Source organism: Paraclostridium sp., assembly GCF_051657365.1.
In the GTDB taxonomy this organism is placed as follows: Bacteria; Bacillota; Clostridia; order Peptostreptococcales; family Peptostreptococcaceae; genus Paraclostridium.
This window is the reverse complement of record NZ_JBOFKN010000065.1, coordinates 1-26574: the sequence shown is the minus strand read 5'-3', so window position 1 is coordinate 26574 and position 26574 is coordinate 1. Positions and strand designations below refer to the sequence as shown.

Genomic DNA, 26574 nt, shown 5'->3' with positions numbered 1-26574 from the left:
GGAAATATTGAAATAATATTTATTGGAATTGTAGCTATTAGTATATTTTTTATAATTTCATTTATAATAAAATCAAATAAAAATAATATAGATAAAAAAATAAGCTATAAGAGTATTGTTTAATACTCTTATAGCTTATTTTTTCGTTTGAAGTTAAAGTTTATATTGTCTCTATCATTAATTAAGCTAGGTATATAAATCAATGAAGATATTATTAGAAATAAAAAAATACTATATATATTTTCATTTGAAAAACTGTAAGTATAGTTTGCATTAGTAAAACTATTTAATGAGAATGTGGCTAAGAAAAATAATAAACAAGCTTTGATATTATCACGTAAGCAAGTAGAATTTACTCTGAACTTCCTAACTCCAACTAAATATACTAGAGCATATAAAAGTAATAATCTAGAAGCTATATAGAAAAAGTAGAGTATGTGAGGAAACTCAACATACATATCTTTAAAAAATATCAAGTCACCTATAGAACAAACTATAGCCCATGAAAAGAAAATGTTGAATAAGTGATATTTTTTAAAAAGAAGTATAGCTATGCATATATACGTAGTAACTCTAGTTATACTTATGGGAAGTGCATATAATACATTATAATTACCAAGAGATATTAAACAAATTTGTTCTAATAAGATTTCAAATATAAATGATATACATATGATTTTTTCTATTAAATAGCTATATGGAAGCAAGTTTTTAGTTAGTTTCGGCAATATGAATAAAAACACGGCTACCAAAATTAGAATCATTAAGTGTTCGTTAGAAAATATAAATCTAGAATTCAATATACTCCCCCCTTGACTATTCATTTTATAAAATATAGATACCCTTAATTTTAAAACTTATAAATCTAAATATGTAAATATGTAATCATGTCCTTTTATACATTATATTCAAAATAAGTCCTCATGATATATAGTTTTTTAAAATTTATATAAATATTTTATGGTAACAAAAAAAGATGTAGTTAATAAATTAATAGTATAGTAATAAAAAATAAAAAAGACATTCAAATATTATCAAGGGAAGTGATTTTTTGAAACGAATATGTATACAACCATGTGCTGATTGTGGAAGTAAGTATTGTCCATGTCATTTAGCATATTCAGGGGATTGCATTCAATGTAGTTTAATTCAAGGAAGTAAAACATGTGATTGTATATGGCAGGGGGTATGTATATACAATGAGTTAGAACATAATAAAAATGTAGAGTGTAATCAAAAGATAGATATTTTATGTAGTATAGAATTTAAAAAAGAAATTTTAGATGATATATACTTGCTAGAAATAAAAGTTCCAAAAAAACTTCTAGAAGAATTAGTTAATCCGGGGTCATACATTTTGTTAAGAGCTAAAAATGAACTTGACTCAAGATATAATGTACCTATATCTGTTATGGATATAGACATTGAAAACGAACTTTTAAAAGTAATAATTAAAGAAGTAGGTCACAAAACAAAAAGTTTATTGAGTTTTGATGAAATTTGGGTTAGAGGACCTTATTTTAATGGAGTATTAGGGCTTAAAGATTTTAAGTTAACTAGAAGTAGTAATGTAGCAGTAGTTTTAAGCGGACTATCTCAAGTAAATGCACCTAAGATAATAAAATATATTTTAAAAAATAACAATAATGTAGAAGTTTTTATAGATACAAGAAGAACGATAGTAGAAGAAGTTGTAGAAAAGATAAAAGCTTTAAATGTTAATATTCACTTTATAAATATAGGGGAAGATGAAGATTTAATAAAAGATTATATAAGAAGAAACAATGTAGCATTAGTTTATAGTGGGGGATTTAATTCATTTAATAAATCTATAATGAAATTAGTTGATAGTGTTGATGAAAATATTAGATTTGCAATAGCTAATAATAATTTAATTGTATGCGGAGAAGGCATATGTGGAGGTTGTACAGTTATTGTTGATGGAAAGCGAATAAAATCTTGTAAAGCTCAAATAAATGGAAGAGAGTATTTGAAAAGTTTAAAATAAATCGAATTTATGTTATTAAGGGGTGAATATAAATTGACAAAAGTAGTAGTTATAGGTGGAGGATGGGCTGGTTGTGCAGCTGCAATATCTGCAAAAAAAGCAGGTGCAGAGGTTGTTATATTAGAAAGAACAGATTTATTATTAGGGCTTGGTAATGTTGGTGGAATAATGAGAAATAATGGTAGATATACGGCTACAGAAGAAGCTATAGCATTAGGGGCTAGTGAATTGTTTGAATTAACAGATAAGTATTCTACACATAAGGATATGGATTTTCCTGGGCATAAACATTCAACTATATATAATGTTACAGAAATAGAAAAACCTGTAAGAGAGAAAATTTTGAGTATGGGAATTGAAGTAAGGTTTTTTGCTAGAGTTATAGATGTTAAGTTAGATGAGAAAAAGATAAAGTCGGTTATTTTAGAAGATGGAGAAATTATAAGTGGAGATTCTTTTGTAGAGACTACAGGATCATCAGGACCTATGGGTAATTGTTCTAAATATGGTAATGGATGTGCTATGTGTGTTCTTAGATGTCCTTCATTTGGAGGTAGGGTTAGTATAACTGCTAAATGTGGGGTTGAGGATATGTATGGGAGAAGAAATACTGGAGAACTTGGTGCATTTAGTGGTTCTATGAAATTATTAAAAGAAAGTTTAAGTGAGGATATTCAAAGGAATTTAAATGAAAAAGGTTGTGCTGTAATACCACTACCTGAAGAACTTATAAATACTGAAAAACTTGATATTAAAGTTTGTCAGCAATACTCTTTACCTGAATTTGCTAAGAATTTAATATTAATAGATACAGGTCATGCTAAACTTATGGCTCCTTTTTATCCACTTGAAAAGTTAAGAAAAATACCTGGATTTGAAAGTGCTATAATAGTAGATCCTTATTCAGGGGGAAAAGGCAATTCTATAAGATATTTATCTGTTGCACCGAGAGATAATTACATGAGAGTTGTAGGTGTAGATAACTTATTTGTAGGAGGGGAGAAGAGTGGCTTCTTTGTAGGCCATACTGAAGCTATATGCACAGGCTCTCTAGCGGGGCATAACGCAGCTAGAAACTCTATAGGTATGTATTTACTACAATTGCCTACAAGTATAGCTATAGGCGATTTTATATCCTATGCAAATAAAGAATTAAAAGAAGAAAATGCAGATAGATTGAAGTTTACTTTTGCAGGCAGTGTATACTTTAATAGAATGAAAGAATTGAATTTTTATACTACAGACAAAAATGCAATAGAAGATAGAGTTAAAGAAACCGGATTAACAGGTATATTTAACAAAAAAATAATAAGGTAATTTATAGAAGGTAACAATTTGTTACCTTCTTTTTACATATATTTATATATGAGTATATAACTAGCTTAAAACAAAAAAAAATTCTAATAATTACTAAAAAAAACGCTTTAAAAAGTAAGTATTCTTACTAAAAAACCAACAGAATCGAAAAAAATACAAATAAATACATATAATTACAAAATTGTAATTGAATATATTCCGTTAAAGTAATAATATATTTATAGATTACGAACATTTTAGAGGAGTATAAATATGAAAAAATTAATTTATTTCATTATACCACTAGTAATAGGAGGTATATTTTTATTTGGATTAAATAGATTCCTTGATTCTGAGATCGATGAACTACTAAAAGAGAAAAATTTAGCACCTATAATGAATAACTCTTTAAGTAATATAAAAGACAAGGGAATTATTGCAAATAATTATTTTTTAGAAAAACAAGACATTATGATGCTAGGATCATCGGAATTAGGACACTCAACAAAACAGCATCCGACGTATTACTTTAATACAAACAGAAGTAAAAATGGAATTTTTACAATAGGTAGAGCTTATACTCAAAGTTTACAAGATGCAACTATTTTAGGAAGTGTAAATCCTAAGATAAAAGATAAAAAAGTTGTTTTACTAGTTTCAATGCAATGGTTTATGGATAAAGAGGGAGTTACACCACATCACTATCAAGCTAGGTTTTCTCCAGGTCAGTTTTATGCATTTTTAGATAATCCAGATATATCAAGAGAAAATAAAGTTGAATTTGCAAAAAGGGCGAGTAAACTATTAGTTGGAGCGGGAGAATACAAGCCTGAAGCTGTATATGCAAAATTATATTATGAAAATTCATTAATATCTAAAACAGAAAAGGTGTTATTATCACCTTATTTTGAGGCGAGAAAATACTTTGTAAGTCTTAAAGGTAAAGGACTATTATATGAAAAGTTAATTACCTTAAAAGATAAAAAAGAAGTAAAACCAGGACATCCTATTAATTGGGAAAAAGAAAAAGAAAAAGCTATAGCAGATGCTAAAAAAAGAGTAGGTAAAAATGATTTATCTATAGATAAAATGTACTACAAAAAGAACTTTGGAAATAATTTAAACAAAGTAAAAGGTAAATATAAAGATGTTGATTTATTAAAATCAAAAGAATTTGCTGATTATGAGCTTACATTAGATGTATGTAAGGATTTAGGAATAAAACCTGTAATTGTTATGATACCAGCTATGGACAAGTTTTATAATGTAACAGGAATATCTGGGGAAGAGAGACATGCATTTTATAATAAAACTGAAAAAATTGCAAAAGAGCATGGTTTTGATGTGATGGACCTTAGAGATAAAGAAACTGAAAAATATTATTTAAGAGATGTAATGCATCTTGGTACGAAAGGATGGGTAGATGTTTGTGAAAAACTATTTAAAGAATTTAATCAACAATAAATACTTAATGATGAGTATTGGTTTTACAGTGATTATAATAGCTGCTATATTAATACTGACATTTACTCCATTTAAGGAATTACCATTTATATACAATGAATTTTAATAAGGAGGGTTAATAATGAAAATTATTGAAGGTATAAAAAAATACGCAAATACAGATAGAATAGCATTAAAATGCAATGAAGAAAATCTTTCGTATAAAGATTTAGATAAGTATTCAGAAGCAATAGCTGTATACTTAAAAGATCTTTATCAAGAAGAAAATACACCTATAGTAATATATGGAAACAAAGAAAATTTAATAATGGCATGTATGATAGGTGCTTTAAAATCAGGAAGAGCATATGTACCTCTTGATATTAGTTTCCCTCTAGATAGAGTTTTTGAAGTAACAAAAGAAGTTAAGCCAAAGGTAGTATTTAACTTTAGTGAAGAAAGTAATTTCGGAGATTTAAATGTAGTTGATGAAGAAAAATTACAAAATATAATAAAAGATTATGAAGGAAAAAAGATAGACAAAAATAACTGGGTAAAAGAAGATGAGAATGCATACATTTTATTTACATCAGGAAGTACAGGAAAACCTAAGGGAGTTCAAATAAGTTCAAATAATTTAGATAGTTTTGTTGATTGGATTAGCCCTTATTTAAATATTGATGGAAGTGAAAAAGTAATTATGAATCAAGCTGCATATTCTTTTGACCTTTCAGTTACAACTATATATCCAGGTTTAGTTAATGGAGCTACGTTATTCTCATTATCTAAAAAGGTACTAGCTGATTATAAAGAGCTATTTAAACAATTTGAAGAATCAGATATGGCAATATGGGTTTCGACACCATCATTTGCAGGAGTATGCGTAACAGAAAGTAGCTTTAATAGTGAAATGTTGCCAAAGTTAGAATCTATGATATTTATAGGTGAAGCTCTTCCAAAGAGTTTAACTAAAGAACTTTTAGAGAGATTCCCAAATACAAGAGTTATAAATGGATACGGGCCTACTGAAGCAACTGTTGGAGTTAGTGTAAATGATATGACACAGGAGTTAATTGATGATGAAAAGAGTCTTCCGGTTGGATATCCTATGGAAAATTGCAGAATAAAAATTGTAGATGAAGATGGAAATGAACTTCAAGAAACTGAAAAAGGTGAAATTGTAATAATAGGGCCTTCTGTTTCTAAAGGATATTTTAACAATAAAGAAAAGACAGATGAAGTATTTTATTTTGATAAAATAGATGGAGTTAAACATAGAGCATATAAAACTGGAGATATGGGGTATATGCTAGATGGGAATATATATTACTGCGGAAGAAAAGACTTCCAAATAAAATTAAATGGATTTAGAATAGAAATAGAAGATATAGAAAATAACTTAAGAAAAGTTAACAATATAAAAAATGCAATAGTTCTTCCTGTTTATAAGAATGAAAAAATTGCTTATTTAAAAGGTATTGTAGAATTAAAAGAGGATAACTCTCTAGGAAGTATTAAAAATGGAATGATAATTAAAAAAGAGTTAGGTAAATACATACCTTCATATATGATTCCAAGAAATATAAAGGTTATAGATGAGTTTCCAACAAATATTAATGGAAAAATAGATAGAAAGAAACTTATGGAGGAAAATTAATGACTTTTTCACAATATGGAGATTATTTTTATCTTTATATATTACTATTAACAGCAATACCAGCAATAATCTTAGGTTTAAGTGGTAAAAACATAAAATATTATGGAATGATAGCAACTATATTTATGATACTTTTAATAGTTGGAGTAAATGTTCAATTATCATTTTTAATATGTTTTATAGTAATAGAAGTTATAGTAGTTAAAGGGTATGAATATGTAAGAAAAAAAACTAATAATAAATGGATATATAGGTTATTTTTATTAGCCTCAATGTCTCCTATTATAATCAATAAACTTTCACCATATGCATCATTTGGAGTAGTTGGATTTATAGGGATATCATATTTAAACTTTAGGACAATACAGATGGTTATAGAAATTTATGATGGAGCAATAAAAGAAGTAAAATTATTTGATATGCTTTACTTTGTATTATTTTTCCCAACATTAAGTTCTGGGCCAATTGATAGATCAAGAAGATTTGAAAAAGAGTTAGAACAGCAAATACCGAAAGAAGAATATATAAATGATTATTTAATTCCAGGAATTAAAAAGATTGTTATGGGTATTGGATATAAGTATGTAGTAGCATTTGTAATAAATACTTATTGGATGTCAAAAATACCAGGAGATATAACTTTCTCGCATGCTGTAAGTTATATGTATGCATATAGTTTATACTTATTCTTTGACTTTGGAGGGTACAGTTTATTTGCAGTAGGAACAAGTTATATATTTGGTATAAAAGCACCAGACAACTTTAATAAGCCTTTTATAAGTAAGGATATGAAAGAATTCTGGACAAGATGGCATATAAGTCTTTCAAGATGGTTTGGGGATTACATTTTCTCAAGATATGTTATAGCATCTATAAGAAAGAAAAGATTTAAAAAGAGAGCTACAGCATCTCATGTTGCTCAAATGATTACTATGTTAGTTATGGGATTTTGGCATGGATTAACATGGTTTTATATAGTATATGGAATATATCAAGGAGCAGCACTTGTTTTAACTGATATATATCAAAAGAAATCAAAATTTTATAAAAAGCATAAAAAAGAGAAGTGGTTTGAGGTTGTGCAAATTGTTTTAACGTTCCATATTGCATGCTTTGGATTACTAATATTCTCAGGATACTTTGCTTAAACTTAGGAGGAATATAAAATGCAAGAAACAGTTATAGGAATATTCGAAGATGTATTAGGATGTGATGAGATAAGAGAAGATTTAGATCTTAACTTATTTGATGCAGATCTTTTAGATTCATTAGCAATAATAGAAGTATTACTTGAAATTGAAGAAAGATTATCAATAACTCTTCAACCAACAGATTTAGAAAGAAATGATATGGCAACAGTAAATAATTTAACTAAATTCTTAGAAGCTAGAAAATAATTTAATAAAATAATAAAATATAAAAGGAGGATATCAATCCTCCTTTTATTTAGTATACTTCGCTATAATTCATATATTCAACTATATCATTATAAATATCAAATACAGGACTTATATTTTTCATAGTGTTGTCAAAATATAACTTTATAACATCATCAGTTTTATAAAGTATAAGTTCTTTATTATCTTGGTTTATAAACGATATTGTTTTTTCGCTGTTATAATCATCCACATCGATAGTCTTTACTATGCAATTGTGTTTGCTTATTTTTGTTGCGATGTTGAAAAGTAAGTCATCAGTACAGTTTTCTAATTGTAGAACTAAACAGTGGAACGTAGTTTTGAAATTCATGTTAAACCTCCTTGGATAAAGTCGTATTTTGGTATATAATAATACCTTAATAAAAATTTTACCACATTTAAGGAGAAAAACAAATTTGCAAAATATATATAAATAAATATATAATATATAAAATAGATTAGAAATGGAAATAACTAATCTATACTTATAATTTTTTAGAGGAGAGAAATTTATGTCAAAGGTTGCAAAAGCAGCAGTAGGTCTTATGGCTGCAACATTAATAGCTAAGATTTTAGGATTTGGACGTGAATTAGCTTTAGCGTCGGCATATGGAGCATCTGGAACTAGTGATGCATTCTTAGTAGCTATGAATATACCTGCAGTTATATTCTCAGCAATAGGAACATCTTTAGGAACTGCATTTATACCACTGTACTGTGATATAGATGCTAAACAAGGAAAAAAAGCTTCACTTAAATTTACAAATAATGTACTTAACATAGTTATTTTAATGTGCTTAGTAGTTTCTTTATTCGGAGTAATATTTACAGAGCCTATAGTTAAACTATTTGCAGTTGGGTTTAAAGGGGAAACATTAGCACAAGCAGTATACTTTACAAGAGTATTAATTCTTAGTATGGCATTCTTAGGAATGAGTTACATAATGATGGCATTTTTACAAGTTAAAGAAAACTTTATAATTCCAGGATTGATGTCAGTACCATATAATATGCTTATAATAATTTCAATATTTGCAAGTGTTATGATCAATCCAAACTTATTACCATGGGGAACATTATTTGGATTATCACTTCAATTTATATTCCAATATCCTTTTGCACGTAAAAAAGGGTTTAGATATAAACCAGTTATAAATCTAAAAGATGAACATTTAAAAAGGATGTTATGGTTAATAGGTCCTGTTTTAATAGGAGTTGCAGTTACTCAAGTTAATGCTATTGTAGATAGAACTATAGCATCAACATTAGTAGAAGGTAGTATATCGGCACTTAACTATGCAACTAAATTAAATCAGTTTGTTATGGGAATGTTTATAGTTTCAATATCTTCTGTTATATATCCAATGCTTTCTAAATTATCAACAGAAAATAATCAAAAGAAATTTAAAGAATCTATAGTGACAGCTATAAATGTAGTTGTATTAATAATAATTCCAATATCAGTAGGAGCTATAATATTAGCAAATCCAATAGTTAAATTATTATTCCAAAGAGGAGAATTTGATGCAAGAGCAACTCAAATGACAGCAATAGCATTAATATTCTATTCAATAGGTATGTTAGGATTCGGGTTAAGAGACATATTAGGAAAAATATTTTACTCATTACAAGATACTAAAACTCCTATGATTAATGGGATTATAGCGATGTTTTTAAATATAGTATTAAACTTAGCATTTGTAAAATATACTAATATGCAGTTAGGTGGATTAGCATTTGCAACTAGTATATCATCTCTTGTAACAATAGGGTTACTAGCTATAAGTTTAAGAAAGAAGATTGGCGCATTTGGAGGGAAAAATATTATAACTGTTCTTATAAAGTCTATGATATCAGCACTTTTAATGGCAGTAGTAACTAAATTATCATATAATTTACTAGATAGTATATTAAGTTCAGGATTTATACAAGATGCAATTAAATTAGGTATATCTGTAGGATTAGGTGCTATAGTATATGCATTTAGTATAGTTGTATTTAGAGTAGAAGAAGTTAAACTATTAGTAAAGATGTTAATGAAAAAAACAAAACGTAAATAGATTATAAAAGCTACAGTTGTTATGCAACTGTAGTTTTTTTATAAGTAAAAAAGATTTTATAGAAAAAAGGAGATTTATAATAATAAATCGAAGTATATAGTAAATAAAAAATTAAAAGGTGATATAATGGGCAATAATTTAAACGAAGGAAATTATCAGTTTGTTTTAAATCACATAATAAAAAAATTCGCAAATTCAGATATATCTACGATATCAAAATTATCAAACTCACCATACGATCCTAACAATAATTATTTTAAAATGAAATTTCTAAACAATACTCTATACATTAAACATCCTACTGGGGAAGTAATATTTGAAGATGGAAAAACTTTATACGATATATCTATGAAGATATTAATAATTAGATTTTTAGTAAATGCAAATGCAACTATTAAAGAAACTAAAAAATATATAAGTTATAAGGAGATTGAAGGAGGTCATATTTACTATCCGAATTTTAAAGAAAGAACTATAAGCTTTTTTATAAAAGAATATGGAAATAATTTAAAATTATTTGAAGAACAGATGAAATCTATAGAAGCTACTAAACTAAATTTAGGTGATATTTCATATAAAGTTAGATTTCTAAATGATACTTATATAGTATTTATATTATGGGAGGGTGATGATGAACTACAACCTTCTGGAAATATATTATTTGATTCAAATGTAAAAGCATATTTTAATGCTGAAGATTTAGCTGTTATACCTGATATAATTTTGAAAAATTTAAATTAATAATTGAATTAGGATATCATAATTTGTTAATTATCATAATATATACTATTAATATCTTGTAGGGGGCACATAGAATATGAATATTTCAAGAAGCATAGGAAAAGTTAAAAGAAAACAAAGTAAAATGTACACATTAATAGCAATAACTGATGTATTAGTGCTAGCAGCATCTTTTGGAATAATAATAGCAAATTGGCAATAAAAAGCTATCTCTTTTGAGGTAGCTTTTTACATTTGTTTTGATTATTATAGTATATATAAGGAGGAGAGTTTATGAAATATATAGAGGATATTAAAAAATACAAGCCAATTAATGAACAAGAAAAAAAAGATAAAGAAATAATAATAAATTGTATCAATACATATGAAAATATATTAACTAGAGAAAATGAAATTTGTCACATAACAAGTTCTGGATTTATTGTGAATAAAACTAAAGATAAGGTTCTAATGATTCACCATAATATATATAATTCTTGGGGGTGGACAGGCGGACATGCAGATGGAGATGACGATTTATTAAAAGTAGCTATAAAAGAAGCTATGGAAGAAACTGGGGTTAAATGTGTAACACCAATAATCGAGGATATATGTTCTATAGAAATATTGCCAGTAAATGGACATATAAAAAAAGGTAAATATGTAGCACCACATCTACATTTATCAATATCATATATATTAGAAGTAGATGAGAAAGAAGAACTTTTTATAAAAGAAGATGAAAATAGCGGAGTAAAATGGATAAAGATAGATGATATAGAGAAGAGTGTTAATGAAGCTCATATGATTACAGTTTACAATAAACTTATAAGTAAGGCTAAAAATATATAAAATAAGGATGACTCAAAATGTTTTGAGTCATCCTTATTTTTTAGTGAATTTTAAAAAGTTGCGCGAGAATCTATGTTACAAGATTTAACCATCTTATCTAATTTAGATTTAGGGCACGTATTTTTGATTTTTGAATTATTACTTTGATATATATAATTTTTATATTCTTCACATTGTTTTTTGAAAAATTTATATATCGATAAATTAAATAAATTTTCTTCATTACTAAAATTCATATAATCTAAATAATCTTTATCTATATATGGATTTTTTATAATTAATTCACTAACTTTATTTTTTATGATTTGCAAATCTTTACTTAAGTTTTTTGTATTAATATCTAGTTCATCATTTATAAATGAAAAGTCCTTAGAACTGTTAGTAAGCAGAGATAATGTATCATATTGTGCATATTTTATTTTGGTTCTTATAGTATAGTGTAGGAAAAATAAATTTCCAAGTTCTTTTTCAATCTCAAATTCACCTTTTAATACCAACCTAATGGAAGTTAACTCTTTAGGAGAATTAATTGTAAGCTGAGTACCTCTATTAAATATGATATTAGTAGGGAAGGTTAAATCTTTATGATTTATAGTGTCGATTAAAATGCCATTTTCAACTTTAAAAAACTCATCACCTTGATAAATGATAAAATTTTCACCATAATTGTAATAAAGTGTTTTTACGGGAACAGAATCACCGAAGTTAAATTCTATTAGATTATCGCAACATCTAATTATTTTATTATTGCTTAATATTGGATAATAGAAACATTCAAATAACATAAAAATCCTCCTATTTTAAACGCTTATAATTTGTTAAAAAAATATTTATCTCATACTTTAAATATAGCTAAGTATATTAAACTTTTCAAGGCTATTCATACAATAAAATAGTATCAAAAACATCAATAAGTGACATAAATATTTATATGGTTATTTAAGGTAGAGACAATTATAATATTAGTATAGATAATAAAACTAGGGGGGTATTAAAAATGAAATTTATAGATTTACACTGTGATACTATAGATATATTGTTAAGTGAAACGAAAGATGCTAGTTTAAAGATAAATTCCCATTGTGTAGATATAGATAAGTTAATTAAAGGCAATTGCTTAGCTCAAACATTTGCATTATATGTAGATACAGCAATACACAAAAATCCATATGAGCATTGTATGCATATGGCTAAAAAGTTTCATGAAGAAATAAAATTAAATAAAGATGAAATAAGTTTAGCTACTAATTTTAAAGAAATAATAGATAATGAAAAAAATGAAAAAATAAGTGCATTATTAGCAATAGAAGAGGGTGCTGTATTAGAGGGAAATATACAAAACCTAAATAAGTTTTATGATTTAGGAGTTAGGATGATGACATTGACTTGGAACCATGAAAATGAGATAGGGTATCCTCATGTTAAACCTGAATATAAAACAAAGGGATTAAAGGATTTTGGAATAGAAGTAGTAGAAAAAATGAATGAATTAGGGATGATAGTAGATGTATCTCATTTATCTGATGCAGGATTTTATGATGTAGCAAAAATATCAAAAAAACCATTTATAGCTACTCATTCAAATGCAAGACGCATTACAAATCATACTAGAAATTTAACTGATGATATGATAAAAATATTAGCTAACTCTGGAGGTGTTACAGGTATTAACTTCTGCAGTGCATTTATAGGAGAAACTCCTATGGCTATGCTAGACGATATGGTAAGACATATAAAACATATAAAGCATATAGGTGGTATAGATGTTATAGGTTTAGGATCAGATTTTGATGGAATTGATTGTCCAGTTGAAATAAAAGATGTTAGTGAGATGGGAAAACTTGCAATTAAATTAGAACAAGCAGGTTTTACAACTGACGAGATAGAAAAAATATATTATAAAAATGCATTAAGATTAATAAAGGAAGTTATGTAAGTGATAGCATTAAAAAGTATTAATTAGATTATGATAGTTAATGTGATGTTATATTTTATATAAAAAAGACTTCTGCTTTTTAGTAAGAGCAGAAGTCTTTTATTATTATTTAATTAATTCTAAGTATCCGCTTGGATGGAAGTAGTATATATGAGAAGTATCTTGATCAACGAAGTATCCCATATCACTATCTACATTTGGTAAAAATACATATCCATGTAATCCTTTTTCTTGTAAAGCTTTAAAATCATTTGAAGTTCCTTGGAATTTGTAACTTATTTTATTGTTATTATTTATTAAAAGCTGTTGTGCATCAGCTTGACTTAACGTTGCTTGTTGTTCTACAGATGGTTTATTATTTTCTTGTGCAAATGATACTTCATTTGTCGGGTTCATTAGTAATAACCCTCCAACTAATAATGATAAAACTAATAATGATTTTTTCATATGTAAAACCTCTTTTCTTTTTTATAATTTATGTGTTTTATAATTTCTTTTGTCTTTCTATATTTAAATATTAACATAGAAAATTTATAGATAACAGTTACACCCTTGTTACCTTGGGTTACGAAATTGTCATAAAAATTTTGTTTAAAATGAAACTATTTGAATCCACATATATACTCTTTAGAAATCGTATTATATAATTATCATGTATGTAATTTCACTAGGGAGGTGGGTTAATGATAGCAGAAAGTATCGTAGTGAAGTTGATGGAAAAAACTAGTCTTTTAATAGTGATTTTAATATTAATAAGTAAGGTTAAATTTTTTAGAAGAATATTGCAAAGTGAACAAAATAGCAAGATTAATTTAATAATAATTTCAGGAATTTTTACAGGGCTTGCTATTATAGGAACTTATATAGGAGTAGATGTTAATGGGTCTATAGCAAATGTACGAAATATTGCTATAGTATCAGGTGGAATTTTATTTGGACCTATAGTAGGTATAGTATCAGGGGTAGTTGCAGGTACTCATAGGTTTTTACTAGATATGAATGGAGTAACATCTCTTCCATGTCTTATGACTAGCATTATGGCAGGTGTTTTATCTGGATATCTTTGCAATAAAATTGATAATGATAAAAAATGGATTGTTGGTATTATATGTGGAATATTTGTAGAGAGTATAGGGATGGAACTTATATTATTATTATCTAGACCATATAAAGAAGCTGCTTTAATTGTTCACTATATATACATTCCTATGGTAATCGGGCAAGTAGGAACTGGATTTTTAATATCTATATTACAAAGTTTAAAAAAAGAGAAAGAAGAAATAGCAGCTCAACAAGCAAAGTTAGCTCTAGATATAGCTAACAAAGCATTACCTTATTTTCGAAATATAAATACTAAATCATTAAATACAGTTTGTAAAATAATAAAAGAAGATATAGGAGCAGATGCAGTTTCTATAACAGATAAAAATAGCGTATTAGCTTACGTTGGTATAGGGGAAGCATATTTTAAGGATAAATTAAAAAAATTGAATAATACGACTAAAGAGTGTATATACAGTGGTAAAATTATATATATAAAAGAAGATAAAGAAGAATATCTAAGAGATAAAAAAGTGCTTTTAAAAACAGCAATGATAATTCCTTTGAAAGAAAAAAATGAAACAGTAGGAACTCTTAAAATATATTACTCAAGTCAAAGAGAAATAACAGATTCACAACAAGCACTAGCCATTGGATTATCTCAAATGATATCTACATTAATGGAAGTTTCTAAAGTAGAAAAAATGAAAGAAGCTGCAAATAAAGCAGAGATAAAAGCTTTACAAACTCAGATAAATCCACATTTTTTATTTAATGCCTTAAATACTATAACATCATTTATAAGAATAAATCCAGATAGTGCAAGAAATCTAATTATCAATTTGGCTACTTTTTTAAGATATAATTTAGAATTTAGTGATACAACGATAAATATAGATAAAGAATTAGAACAAGTGAAAGCTTATGTTGCAATTGAGAAAGCAAGATTTGGAGATAAGTTAAATGTTATTTATAATATAGATGAAAAGATAAAAACAAAAATACCTAGTTTAATAATACAACCATTAGTTGAAAATGCAATCATTCATGGGATAAGGGCTAATGGAGGTAGTGGAACAGTAAAGATAACAGTTAAAAATGAAGAAAATAAAACTGTAGTAAGCGTAGAAAATGATGGTGTAACAATTGATAATGACATAATTCAAAAAGTTAGAAATGGAAATATGCCAGAAAATAAAATTGGTCTTTATAATGTTCATTTAAGAATAAAGCTTATGTATGGAAGTGGACTAGTTATAACACAGTTAAATCCAGGGACTAAAATAGAATTTTCAGTATAGGAGGATATAATATGAAATGTATAATAGTTGAAGATGAATTTCCAGCTAGAGAAGAACTTAAATATTTTATAAAAAATTATAGTGAAATAGAAATTATAAATGAATTTGATAATGGATTAGATGTATTAAAATTTATACAAGAAAATAGCATAGATGTTATATTTTTAGATATAAATATACCTATGCTAGATGGAATGTTACTTGCAAAAACTATAAATAAGTTTAAATCAAAGCCTAAAATAGTATTTATTACAGCTTATAAAGAATATGCGGTAGAAGCATTTGAATTAGAAATTTTTGATTATGTACTTAAACCATACTCAGATCAAAGGATTATAAATACATTAAATAAATTAAAAGATAACGAACTTGACTTTAATAACAAAAAAGAATTATGTGAAGAAAAAATAGATAATCACGATACCGTTACTTTATGGAAAAATGATAAAATGGTAGTTTTAAAACTTAGCGATATATATTATTGTGAAGCTAAAGAAAGAGAGACTATAGTTTATACAAAAATTGATGAATACACAGTTAAAAATTCAATTTCGGAATTTTATAGTAGCATTTCTAATAATCAATTCTTTAAAACACATAGATCATACATTGTTAATATTGATAAGATAAAAGAAATAATACCTTGGTTTAATAGTACTTATATATTAAAATTAAAAGAGATAAATAAAGAAATTCCAGTTAGTCGAAGTAAAATCAAAGAATTTAGAAGTATTATGCATATATAAATAAAGATGATGCCTCAAAATATAAGGATCTTATGGATAAACTTAATTACCATTTGATAGTTATTTTAAGGCATCTAATTTTTATATTAAAAGTTATATATAGTTGTTGGAAAATTTACCTAATACAGGAATGTACAATTAGAAAAAATTCCATTAAAATAAAATTAAAGAAAACGTTAACTAAAAATGACAGGAGGATACAAAATGGATAAAATAACGCAATTTATTGAAGAAAAAATGGTACCGAAAGTAGCTAAGTTCTCTAACCTACGTTATATAAAAGCATTACGTTCAGGCTTCTTTGCGATAATGCCACTTACAATTATAGGATCAATATTTTTATTAATAGCTGATTTTCCCGTAGATGGATATGCAGATTTTATGGCGAGTATATTTGGGCAGAACTGGGGAGCTTATTTAGAACCAGGGTATAGAGCAACATTTGATTTAATGGGAATAATGTTGGCAGGAACTTTATCATATAAGTTGGCTGAGGATTATAAACTAGATAGTTTATCAGTAATGATAATTTCATTAGTAGCATATATGATAGTAACACCTAAGTCTATGACAACTGAGGCTGGTGAATTTGTAAATAAGGTTATACCTATGGCTTGGCTAGGAGCTAGAGGTGTTATAACAGCAATTATAATGAGTATATTATCTACTGAAATATATAGATTTGCAATAAATAAGAAAATAGTAATTAAATTACCAAGTAATGTTCCAGAAATGGTAAGTAAATCATTTACAGCATTAGTTCCAGGAACTATAGTAGTATTGATTTCTTTAATATTAAACGGAGTATTCTTATTTATGGGAACGACTATGCATGATTTCATATATACAGTATTACAAGTTCCACTACAAGGATTAACTTCATCAGTAGAAGCAATAACTGTAGTTGCAGGATTAAATGGATTACTTTGGTGGTTTGGAATACATCCAACAGTAGTTAATTCTATAGTTAACCCTTTATTAAATGCAAACGCAATAGAAAATTTAGAATTATTTAAAGCAGGACATCTTACTTTTGAAAGCGCAAATATAGGGACAATACAAATGATAGATCAATTTGCAACAATAGGGGGAGCTGGAATGACAATTGGATTAGTTGTATCCATGCTTATAGTTGCAAGATCACAAAGATTAAAAATGATGTCAAAATTAGGTGCAGTTCCATCATTATTTAATATAAATGAACCGCTAATATTTGGAACTCCAATAATATTAAACCCTTTAATGTTGGTTCCAGTAACATTAGCACCTATAGTTTCTGTTTTAATAGCATATGTAGCTATGAAATTACAGTTTATGTTGCCTTTTAACGGAGTTATAGCGCCTTGGACGACACCACCTATAATAAGTGGATTATTAGTTAGTGGATGGCAAGGAGCTATAGTTCAATTAATAGCTATAGCTGCATCGACATTAATATATTTGCCATTTGTTAAAGCGTTAGATAATCAGTATAGAAAAGAAGAGTTAGAAGTTGAAGAAAATAATTTGAATTCAGACTCTGAAGATGATGAGTGGGCACTATAATATGAATTTACATAAAAGAATTTCATTAAATGCAAAGAACTTAACTAAGTTAGAAAAAGATTTATTACAAGGGTTATTAGAAAATAAAAGTAAATTTACTTATAAAAAATTTACAATATCTAACATTGCTACTGAATTCTTAGTTAGCAATACTAGTGTTCATAGGTTATCCGAAAAGTTAGGATATGATAGTTTTGTACAATTTAAAGATGATTATTTTAAAAAGAATGAAAAAGAAATAAGTGATGATAATTATAGAGATAATGATTTCGTAAACTTAATGATAGACACATATAGCTTAGTTTCAGATTCTATAGATGAAGAAATAATAGATAAAATGAATACCTGTAAAAAAATAAATATATATGGAATGGGTATGAGTAATTATTTAGGAAAGATATTCCAAATAAAATTACAACTTCTAGGTATCCCAGCAGAACAGCATGATGATTCAAGGTTTATGAGGCTATCTAGTCGTATACTGAAAAAAGAAGAAGATTTAGTAATAATACTTTCTAGAAGTGGAGAAACACCGGAATTGCTGGAAGTATTAGTTGAAGCTAATCTTAGAGGCATTGATGTTGTATTAATAACTGAGGCTAGAGGCTCTACTTTTGAAAGTATGAGTAAGTACAAGATATACACAGGATGTACTCAAGACTCGGATGCAGATATTGATACAAGACTTAACTTTCATATAGCAATGGATATGCTTATAAAAAGGTTCATAGAAAAATATAAAAAGAAGGTATAGGCATGTATAATTTTGAAGACATATTACATAGAAAAGAGAATGGTTCTAAAAAGTGGAATGAAGCGTATATAAACAGACGATTTCCAAATCATAAAGTTCCATACTATCCACTATTTATAGCAGATATGGACTATAAACTTCCTATAGATATTAATAATAAATTTGTAGATTTTATTCAACAAGGTGACTTTGGGTATTTTGATGTACTAGATAAGTTTAGAGAATCTGTAGTTAAATGGAATAAGAATTTAAATAATATAGACATTGATAAAAAATGTGTAATGCCGGGCATTGGTACATTAGCATCTATGAATTTAGTTGTGAAATCAATATTAGATAAAGGCGATAATGTATTAATTTTTACACCTGTATATGGTCCGTTTAAAGATATAGTAGTTAATAATGACTTGAACTTAATAAAACAACCATTAGAGTTAAGAAACGACAGATATTATATAAATTTTAAAGATTTAGAAGAAAAAATAAATCATAATAATTTAAAATGTATATTAATGTGTAATCCTCACAATCCAGCGGGAAGAGTATGGTATTATGAAGAGTTACAAATGTTGGTAAGTTTATGTAAAAAGTACAATATACTTTTACTATCAGATGAAGTGCATAGTGATTTAACTTTAAATGAATGTAATTTTGTATCTATGTCAAATTTTATTAAAGATTATAAAAATATAATAATAAGTTCTTCCCCTAATAAAACCTTTAATTTAGCAGGTTTAAGTAGTTCATACTTAGTGATTTATAATGATGATATATACAATAAACTTGAATTTGAGTTTGGAAAAAACAAACTGGGAATAAATCGTGTTGGGTATGAGTTTTTAACAATTTGCTATGAAAATGGGCAACAGTGGGTAAAAGATTTAAAAGTAAATATATTGGAAAATTTAAATCTTGTTAAAAATATTTTAAATTTAGATAGTATAAAACTTATGAATCCAGAAGCTGGATATTTATTATGGGTAAAATTAGATAGAGTAAAAGATAGTTTAGGTTTTACTCAAGAATTGGCTGAAAAAACTGGAGTATTAGTTGAAAGTGGAAGTCGATTTATTGATAGTGAAGAAGGATATATAAGAATAAATCTGGCTACTAGCAAGGTTATTTTAGAAAAATCAATGAAAGAATTAGTTAAATTTTATAGTGGGATTAATTAAAAATAAAAGTAACACCGATATTAACTTATCGGTGTTACTTTTATTTATTGAAAAATATAAAATTATAAGAAAATTTTAAAAATAATATTGACATTGATAACTATTATCAGTATTATAAAGACAAGAAATGAAAATAGTTATCAATGATTAACTGTTTTCAGAATCAGGAGAAGAAAAATGAAAAAAAGATATTTATTAATTATACTAATAATTCTATCAAGTATATCTTTGTTTACAGGAGTTCATGATATAACTTTGATAGATATAATAAAATACAACCAAGATAAACTGGATGTGTTTTTAATAAGCAGAATTCCAAGGTTGATAAGTATATTAGTTGCAGGAACTGGGATGAGTATATGTGGACTTATAATGCAACAAATAAGTAGGAATAAGTTTGTATCGCCTACGACTGGAGCGACTATAGATTCAGCACAATTAGGATTAGTGTTTGCAATGCTCCTTGTTCCAAATTCAGGAATGTCTGGAAAAATGATTATTTCATTTATATTTGCATTAAGTGGGACTTTTATATTTATGAAAATTTTGAAAGAATTAAAATTTAAAAATGCTGTATTTGTTCCATTAGTAGGTATTATGTTTGGAAATATAATTGGATCAGTTACTACTTTCATAGGTTACAAATATAATCTTATGCAAGATATAACAGCTTGGATGCAAGGAAATTTTTCTATGATACTTAAAGGAAATTATGAAATGTTATATATAACGATTCCTCTTATAATAATTGCATACATGTATGCAAATAAATTTACAATAGCTGGAATGGGAGAAGATTTTGCTACAAACTTAGGGCTTAATTACAACCAAGTTTTAAATGTTGGATTAACTATAGTGGCTATGGTAACAGTTAGTGTAGTTATAACAGTAGGAAGTATACCATTTATTGGGCTTATAGTTCCTAATATAGTATCAATGTATAAAGGTGATAACTTAAAAGATAGTATATGGCACACTGGATTGTTTGGAGCTATATTTGTTTTAATTTGTGATATTTTCTCAAGATTAGTTATATATCCATATGAAATACCAATTGGACTTACGGTGGGAGTAATAGGAAGTGGAATATTCCTTTGTATGATATTAAGGAGGAATGCATATGCAAGCTAGTATTAATGTAAATAAAAAAACTAGTTTTAAACTAGGTTTTAATAAAAATTTGTACATAATTGGGATTTTAATTGTAGTGTTTTCTGTAATGTTTTTAACTGTAGGTGTTAACTTTGAACATTTCGAATATGCTATGGATCAAAGGATACCTAAATTAATAGCAATAGTTATAACAGGATTTTGTATAGCTTTTTCATCTATGATATTTCAAACAGTAACTAATAATAATATATTAACACCGAGTGTGCTTGGACTGGATTCTCTTTATGTATTAGTTCAAACTATAATAGTTTTCTTTGTTGGAGTTGAAAGCAGTTTTATAACGAGTAAAAGTCATAACTTTATATTATCAGTTATTGTGATGGTAATAGCATCTTTTATACTATATAAAAAACTATTTGAGAAATCTAATAACAATATATTCTTTTTATTACTTGTAGGAATGATATTTGGAACTTTATTTAAAAGTTTATCTACATTTATGCAAGTTGTAATAGATCCAAATGAATATGCAGCTTTACAAAATAGTTTATATGCTAGTTTTGGAAATGTGAATACAGATATATTACTTATATCAGGAATAATAATATTAGCAATAATTCCATTTATATACGATGATATGAAAGCATTGGATGTAATATCTTTAGGAAAAGAACATGCAATAAACTTAGGTGTTAATTATGATAAAGTAGTTAAAAAAATGATAATAGTTGTAGCAATTTTAGTTTCAGTATCAACTGCATTAGTAGGACCTATAACATTTTTGGGTCTTTTAGTCACAAATGTAACTAAACAAATTTTTAAAACGTATAAACATAGTTATTTAATAAGTGGATCTATACTAATAAGTATATTAACTTTAGTAAGTGGACAATTTTTAGTTGAACGAGTATTTACATTCACTACAACTATAAGTGTAATTATAAATTTTATTGGAGGTGTATATTTCATATACTTGCTATTAAAGGAGAGTAGGACATAATGATACAAGTAGCAAATTTGATTAAAAAATATTCTAATAAGTCTGTAGTAGAAAATGTATCAATAGATATAAAAAAGGGAAAAATAACATCTTTTATAGGTCCAAATGGAGCTGGCAAAAGTACAGTTTTAGCTATGATTACAAGACTTATGAAAAAAGATAATGGCGAAGTTTTAATAGAAGGAAAAAGATTAGAGGATTGGAACAGTAAAGAATTATCAAAAAAAATAGCTATATTGAAACAATCTAATAATATAAGTTTAAAACTTACAATAAGAGAATTAGTTAGTTTTGGAAGGTATCCTCATTGTGAAGGAAGACTTACTGATGTAGATAATAAATATATAGATGAAGCGATAGAATATATGAAACTAAATGATATCGAAAATAAATATATAGATGAATTGAGCGGAGGCCAACGACAAAGGGCTTATATAGCGATGGTTATTGCTCAAAATACAGAGTATGTATTTTTAGATGAACCGTTAAATAATTTAGATATGAAACATTCAGTAGAAATGATGAAGGTGCTTAGAAATTTATGTGATGAATTAGGGAAGACAGTAGTTTTAGTTATGCATGATATAAACTATACATCTTGTTATTCCGATTATATAATAGCTTTAAAAGATGGCAAGGTTGCTAAATATGGTAAAACGGAAGAGATAATTGAAAAGGAAGTATTAGAAGAAATTTATGATATGGAATTTGATGTTAGAGAAATAAATGGGGAAAAAATTTGCGTTTATTTCTAAAAAAATTTAAAAAATAATTGATAAAGATAATCAATATCTAAAAAGGAGAAATAATATGAATAAAAAAGTGGCTTTAATATCGGGATTGGTAATAGCTGGCTTATTAGGAGGAGCATTAATATTTGGAGCAAAAGGAAATGATAAAGTTTCAAACAGTGAAAATAAAAAAATATCAGTAAAGCATGCACTTGGAACTACAGATATAGAAAAAAATCCACAAAAAATAGTAGTATTTGATTTTGCAGCGCTAGATGCGATGGAAACCTTAGGAGTCGATGGAGTGGTTGGAACTGCACAAAGCTCTTCTATTCCAGGATATCTTAGTAAATATTCAGAATCAGAATATGCAAATGTAGGTGGACTTAAAGAACCCGATTTAGAAAAAATTAATGAGCTTGATCCAGATTTAATAATAATAAATGGAAGACAACATAGTTTTTATGATAAACTAGAGAAAATAGCTCCTACTATATCTTTAGCAAAAGAAGACGGTAAATATATGGAATCTTTTACTCATAATATGGAAGTAATAGGAGATATATTTGATAAAGAAAAAGAAGTGGATACAGAATTGGCTAAGATAAATGAAAAAATTAGTGGTATAAACAAAGAAGTAACAGATAAAGGATACAGTGCAACTACATTAATGGCAAGTGATGGAAATTTAAGTGTATTTGGAGCTGATTCAAGATTTGGACTTATATACAATAATCTTGGATTTAAAAATACAGATGCCAATGTAGAAGCAGCAGATCATGGTCAAGATGTATCATTTGAATATATTTCCAGTCAAAATCCAGATTATATGTTTGTAATAGATAAATCAGTTATATCAACTGATAAAAATCAAAAGCCAGCTAAAGAAATATTAAACAATAACTTGATAAACAAAATGAAAGTGGCTGAAAATAATAATATAGTCTATTTAGACACTCAATCATGGTACTTAAGTGATGGTGGATTTATGTCTACAAATACAATGCTAGATGAAGTAAGTAAAGCTATAAATAAATAAAAAATTTATACTAAGTTGTATGGCATCTATATAGTTGTCATACAACTTTTAAAATTTAAATAATTAAGAAAAGTTTATTATATATGTTTAAATTGGGTATATAATAAAATAGAAATGGAGGTAAGACATGTTAAAAGAATTTATTAAATATTACAAACCGTATAAAAAATTGTTTATACTTGATTTATTAGCTGCTTTTACGGTGGCTTTATGCGATTTAGTTTATCCAATGATAACTAGAAATATAATGAATGAGGTTGTACCTAATAAAGATTTAAGAATGTTGATTGTATTTGCAGTTACGTTAGTAGTTATATTTATAATAAAGGCAGGACTGAACTACTTTATGCAATATTGGGGTCATGTGGTAGGAGTTAGAATGCAAGCTGATATGAGAAGTTATGTATTTACTCATTTGCAAAAACTTCCGAATTCGTATTTCAATAATAATAAATCTGGAGTTATAATGTCTAGGATTATAAATGATCTTATGGAAGTTTCAGAATTAGCTCATCATGGACCAGAAGATTTATTTGTATCTATAGTTATGTTAGTTGGATCATTTTTAATATTACTTGGGATTAATGTACCACTTACATTAATAGTGTTTTCTATATTACCATTTATAATTTTATATGCAGTAACTCAAAGAAAGAGAATGGGTAAAGCATTTAAAGAAACTAGAGTGAAAACGGGAGATGTTAATGCTACATTAGAAAATAGTATAGCTGGAATGAGAGTGACGAAATCATTTTGTACAGAAAAAGAAGAATTAGATAAATTCAACGAATCTAATAACATATTTAGACATGCTAGAGAAAGTGCTTATAAAGTTATGGCAGAGTATTTTTCAGGGATGTTTTTATTTATAGACTTGTTAAATTTAGTTGTATTAATAGTTGCAGGTTATTTTACTTATATGAATTATATAAATTTAGGAGATTTTGCAGCATATCTTCTTTATGTAAATATGTTCATTCAACCAATTAGAAAATTAATAAACTTTACAGAACAATATCAAAATGGTATGACAGGATTTGAAAGATTTACAGAGATAATAAATGAGGAAACTGAGAAAGAAGCTGTAAATCCAATAGAACTTAAAAATGTTGAAGGAAACATAGAAATAGAAAATGTATCATTTACTTATGAGGATGATAATGAAGTATTTAAAAATCTGAGTTTAACTATAGAAGCTGGAAAAACAATCGCCTTAGTTGGACCATCAGGTGGAGGTAAAACTACACTATGTAATCTTATACCAAGATTTTTTGATTTTGATGAAGGAGACATTAAAATAGATGGAACTAGTGTTAAAGATGTTAGTTTAAATTCACTTAGAAAAAATATAGGGGTTGTTGCTCAGGATGTATTTTTATTTACTGGAACAATAAAAGAAAACATAGTAATAGGTAAGTCGGCAGCTACAGGTAAAGAAGTTATAGATGCATGTAAAAAAGCTAGAATACATGACTTTATAATGACTTTACCACAAGGTTATGATACTTATGTAGGTGAAAGAGGGGTTAAGTTATCAGGTGGTCAAAAACAAAGAATTTCTATAGCTAGAATATTCCTTAAAAATCCACCTATAATGATATTAGATGAAGCTACATCTGCTCTTGATAATGTTACGGAATATGAAATACAGAAATCATTAGAAGAATTAGGGAAAAATAGGACGAATTTAGTTGTAGCACATAGATTATCAACTATAAAAAATGCAGATGAAATAATAGTTTTAACACCAAATGGAATAGAAGAGAGAGGAACTCATCAAGAGTTAATTGAAAAAGATGGAGTTTATTCAAAACTTCATAGGAAGTAAATTTAAAAAGATATAAAATTTAAATTTTATATCTTTTTTGCTATGTAGATTAACAAATAAAAACTTTAAAGCATATTAAATAGTATTAAAATATACATTGGAGGTAAATAAAATATGAAAGATTCGATATATCCTCAAATGAAAATTATAGAAACTAATAGATATATATTAAGACCTATATGTTTAGAAGATGCTTTAAGTATGTTTGAATATTATAGCCAAGAAAAAGTAGTTAAGTATCTTCCTATAAAAGCACATAAGTCAATTGCAGAAACAAAAAGGTTTATAAAAACTTATTTTATTGATAGTTATAGAAAAGGATATGTAAACCATTGGGCTATCATAGATAAATCTAATAAAAAATTAATTGGAAATATTGGTTTGAATAATGTTTTGCCAAAAGCTAAGGAAGCTGAAATTGGAATATGCATAAATCCACTATATTGGGGAAATGATATTGCAACAGAATTAACTAAAAATTCTTTGAAATATGGATTTAAATACTTAAATTTAGAAAAATTAATAGCTCAAACTTATGAAGACAATCCGAGTACAAGAAAGTCACTAGAAAGTTTAGGATTTAAATATATAAATACTTCTAATAAAAGAATAATCCAGCAAAGTGGATACAAGTATGTAAGATGTGATAACTATGAATTAACTAAAAGAGACTATATTTTATCTAGATATATATAATAATTAAAAATTTAACAAGAATATAGTAAAAAAAAGTATGAATTTAAATTCATACTTTTTTTAGGACATTTTAAATTAAAAATATATTTTGGAATCTATAAAAATTTTACTTGATTACAATAAATATTCTGAATATTATTATAGTTTAAAAAATGCTAAATGTAAATATAATTTTAAAAAAAATTATATTTGTCTATTTTCGTAATTTATTGTTA

26 protein-coding genes are annotated in these 26574 nt (G+C 26.6%); 22 read left to right on the top strand and 4 right to left on the bottom strand.

The genetic code is table 11. From position 1 onward, the window contains the following. Positions 1–128 precede the first annotated feature (128 nt). Positions 129–800, bottom strand: a complete 672-nt coding sequence (locus tag ACRCYC_RS04275) for a TMEM164 family acyltransferase (protein WP_438617948.1) — start codon at positions 798–800, stop codon at positions 129–131. Between the two features lie 251 nt (positions 801–1051). Here ACRCYC_RS04275 and ACRCYC_RS04270 point away from each other — a divergent pair, with 251 nt between their 5' ends. The 6 genes from ACRCYC_RS04270 to ACRCYC_RS04245 all read left to right on the top strand — a co-directional run bounded on the left by ACRCYC_RS04270 (position 1052) and on the right by ACRCYC_RS04245 (position 7801). Further along, positions 1052–2008 (top strand): hypothetical protein, encoded by a 957-nt coding sequence (locus ACRCYC_RS04270; protein ID WP_438617947.1) that lies wholly within the window; start codon positions 1052–1054, stop codon positions 2006–2008. A 33-nt stretch (positions 2009–2041) separates the two neighbouring features. Next, on the top strand, positions 2042–3325 hold the full coding sequence (locus ACRCYC_RS04265) for an FAD-dependent oxidoreductase (protein ID WP_438617946.1): 1284 nt from the start codon (positions 2042–2044) through the stop codon (positions 3323–3325). 252 nt (positions 3326–3577) lie between these two features. Next, positions 3578–4768, top strand: coding sequence for a D-alanyl-lipoteichoic acid biosynthesis protein DltD (dltD, locus tag ACRCYC_RS04260; protein WP_438617944.1), 1191 nt, complete (start codon positions 3578–3580; stop codon positions 4766–4768). 121 nt (positions 4769–4889) lie between these two features. Beyond that, a complete protein-coding gene (dltA, locus tag ACRCYC_RS04255; RefSeq protein WP_438617943.1) occupies positions 4890–6404 on the top strand; it encodes a D-alanine--poly(phosphoribitol) ligase subunit DltA in 1515 nt (504 codons plus the stop codon). Beyond that, positions 6404–7552 carry a D-alanyl-lipoteichoic acid biosynthesis protein DltB gene (dltB, locus tag ACRCYC_RS04250; protein WP_438617942.1) on the top strand — a complete coding sequence of 383 codons (1149 nt, stop codon included), beginning with the start codon at positions 6404–6406 and terminating at the stop codon, positions 7550–7552. Before dltA ends, dltB begins: the two co-directional genes overlap by 1 nt. An 18-nt stretch (positions 7553–7570) precedes the next feature. Then, positions 7571–7801, top strand: coding sequence for a phosphopantetheine-binding protein (locus ACRCYC_RS04245; protein ID WP_438617941.1), 231 nt, complete (start codon positions 7571–7573; stop codon positions 7799–7801). Between the two features lie 49 nt (positions 7802–7850). On the opposite strand, the gene ACRCYC_RS04240 is transcribed toward ACRCYC_RS04245, so the two are convergent. Next, on the bottom strand, positions 7851–8153 hold the full coding sequence (locus tag ACRCYC_RS04240; protein WP_438617940.1) for a hypothetical protein: 303 nt from the start codon (positions 8151–8153) through the stop codon (positions 7851–7853). A gap of 181 nt (positions 8154–8334) precedes the next feature. Here ACRCYC_RS04240 and murJ point away from each other — a divergent pair, with 181 nt between their 5' ends. The 4 genes from murJ (at position 8335) to ACRCYC_RS04220 (ending at position 11454) form a co-directional block, all read left to right on the top strand. Next, the gene (gene murJ / locus ACRCYC_RS04235) at positions 8335–9882 is read left to right on the top strand and encodes a murein biosynthesis integral membrane protein MurJ (RefSeq protein ID WP_438617939.1); all 1548 of its coding nucleotides are present in this window, start codon (positions 8335–8337) and stop codon (positions 9880–9882) included. 126 nt (positions 9883–10008) lie between these two features. Further along, a complete protein-coding gene (locus tag ACRCYC_RS04230; RefSeq protein ID WP_438617938.1) occupies positions 10009–10623 on the top strand; it encodes a DUF3786 domain-containing protein in 615 nt (204 codons plus the stop codon). A 76-nt stretch (positions 10624–10699) separates the two neighbouring features. Beyond that, complete coding sequence (locus tag ACRCYC_RS04225) at positions 10700–10825, top strand: hypothetical protein (RefSeq protein ID WP_438617937.1); 126 nt, start codon at positions 10700–10702, stop codon at positions 10823–10825. Positions 10826–10896: 71 nt separating this feature from the next. Further along, positions 10897–11454 (top strand): NUDIX hydrolase, encoded by a 558-nt coding sequence (locus ACRCYC_RS04220; protein ID WP_438617936.1) that lies wholly within the window; start codon positions 10897–10899, stop codon positions 11452–11454. Between the two features lie 50 nt (positions 11455–11504). Here ACRCYC_RS04220 and ACRCYC_RS04215 read toward each other — a convergent pair whose 3' ends face one another. Further along, positions 11505–12239 (bottom strand): hypothetical protein, encoded by a 735-nt coding sequence (locus ACRCYC_RS04215; RefSeq protein ID WP_438617935.1) that lies wholly within the window; start codon positions 12237–12239, stop codon positions 11505–11507. A 212-nt stretch (positions 12240–12451) separates the two neighbouring features. Between ACRCYC_RS04215 and ACRCYC_RS04210 the strand changes: the two genes are divergently transcribed. Beyond that, entirely contained in the window at positions 12452–13390 is a 939-nt protein-coding gene (locus ACRCYC_RS04210; RefSeq protein ID WP_438617934.1) for a dipeptidase, read from the top strand. Positions 13391–13495: 105 nt separating this feature from the next. Here the strand turns inward: ACRCYC_RS04210 and ACRCYC_RS04205 are convergent, their stop codons facing one another. Continuing rightward, positions 13496–13837: a hypothetical protein gene (locus tag ACRCYC_RS04205; protein WP_438617933.1), complete on the bottom strand. Its 342-nt coding sequence runs from the start codon at positions 13835–13837 to the stop codon at positions 13496–13498. Between the two features lie 236 nt (positions 13838–14073). Between ACRCYC_RS04205 and ACRCYC_RS04200 the strand changes: the two genes are divergently transcribed. The 11 genes from ACRCYC_RS04200 (at position 14074) to ACRCYC_RS04150 (ending at position 26359) form a co-directional block, all read left to right on the top strand. Further along, entirely contained in the window at positions 14074–15732 is a 1659-nt protein-coding gene (locus tag ACRCYC_RS04200; protein WP_438617932.1) for an ECF transporter S component, read from the top strand. An 11-nt stretch (positions 15733–15743) separates the two neighbouring features. Next, positions 15744–16478 (top strand): LytR/AlgR family response regulator transcription factor, encoded by a 735-nt coding sequence (locus ACRCYC_RS04195; protein ID WP_438617931.1) that lies wholly within the window; start codon positions 15744–15746, stop codon positions 16476–16478. Between the two features lie 204 nt (positions 16479–16682). Then, positions 16683–18023: a PTS sugar transporter subunit IIC gene (locus ACRCYC_RS04190; protein WP_438617930.1), complete on the top strand. Its 1341-nt coding sequence runs from the start codon at positions 16683–16685 to the stop codon at positions 18021–18023. Position 18024: 1 nt separating this feature from the next. Next, a complete protein-coding gene (locus tag ACRCYC_RS04185; protein WP_438617929.1) occupies positions 18025–18777 on the top strand; it encodes a MurR/RpiR family transcriptional regulator in 753 nt (250 codons plus the stop codon). Positions 18778–18779: 2 nt separating this feature from the next. Beyond that, positions 18780–19952 (top strand): MalY/PatB family protein, encoded by a 1173-nt coding sequence (locus ACRCYC_RS04180; RefSeq protein WP_438617927.1) that lies wholly within the window; start codon positions 18780–18782, stop codon positions 19950–19952. A gap of 177 nt (positions 19953–20129) precedes the next feature. Beyond that, positions 20130–21083, top strand: coding sequence for an ABC transporter permease (locus ACRCYC_RS04175; protein ID WP_438617926.1), 954 nt, complete (start codon positions 20130–20132; stop codon positions 21081–21083). After that, a complete protein-coding gene (locus ACRCYC_RS04170; protein WP_438617925.1) occupies positions 21073–22065 on the top strand; it encodes an iron chelate uptake ABC transporter family permease subunit in 993 nt (330 codons plus the stop codon). The genes ACRCYC_RS04175 and ACRCYC_RS04170 overlap by 11 nt, the downstream gene beginning before the upstream one ends. Then, on the top strand, positions 22065–22820 hold the full coding sequence (locus ACRCYC_RS04165; protein WP_438617924.1) for an iron ABC transporter ATP-binding protein: 756 nt from the start codon (positions 22065–22067) through the stop codon (positions 22818–22820). The genes ACRCYC_RS04170 and ACRCYC_RS04165 overlap by 1 nt, the downstream gene beginning before the upstream one ends. A gap of 55 nt (positions 22821–22875) precedes the next feature. Next, entirely contained in the window at positions 22876–23835 is a 960-nt protein-coding gene (locus tag ACRCYC_RS04160) for a siderophore ABC transporter substrate-binding protein (RefSeq protein ID WP_438617923.1), read from the top strand. A 127-nt stretch (positions 23836–23962) separates the two neighbouring features. Further along, entirely contained in the window at positions 23963–25663 is a 1701-nt protein-coding gene (locus ACRCYC_RS04155) for an ABC transporter ATP-binding protein (RefSeq protein ID WP_438617922.1), read from the top strand. Between the two features lie 114 nt (positions 25664–25777). After that, a complete protein-coding gene (locus tag ACRCYC_RS04150; RefSeq protein ID WP_438617921.1) occupies positions 25778–26359 on the top strand; it encodes a GNAT family N-acetyltransferase in 582 nt (193 codons plus the stop codon). The last annotated feature ends 215 nt before the right edge of the window (positions 26360–26574 follow it).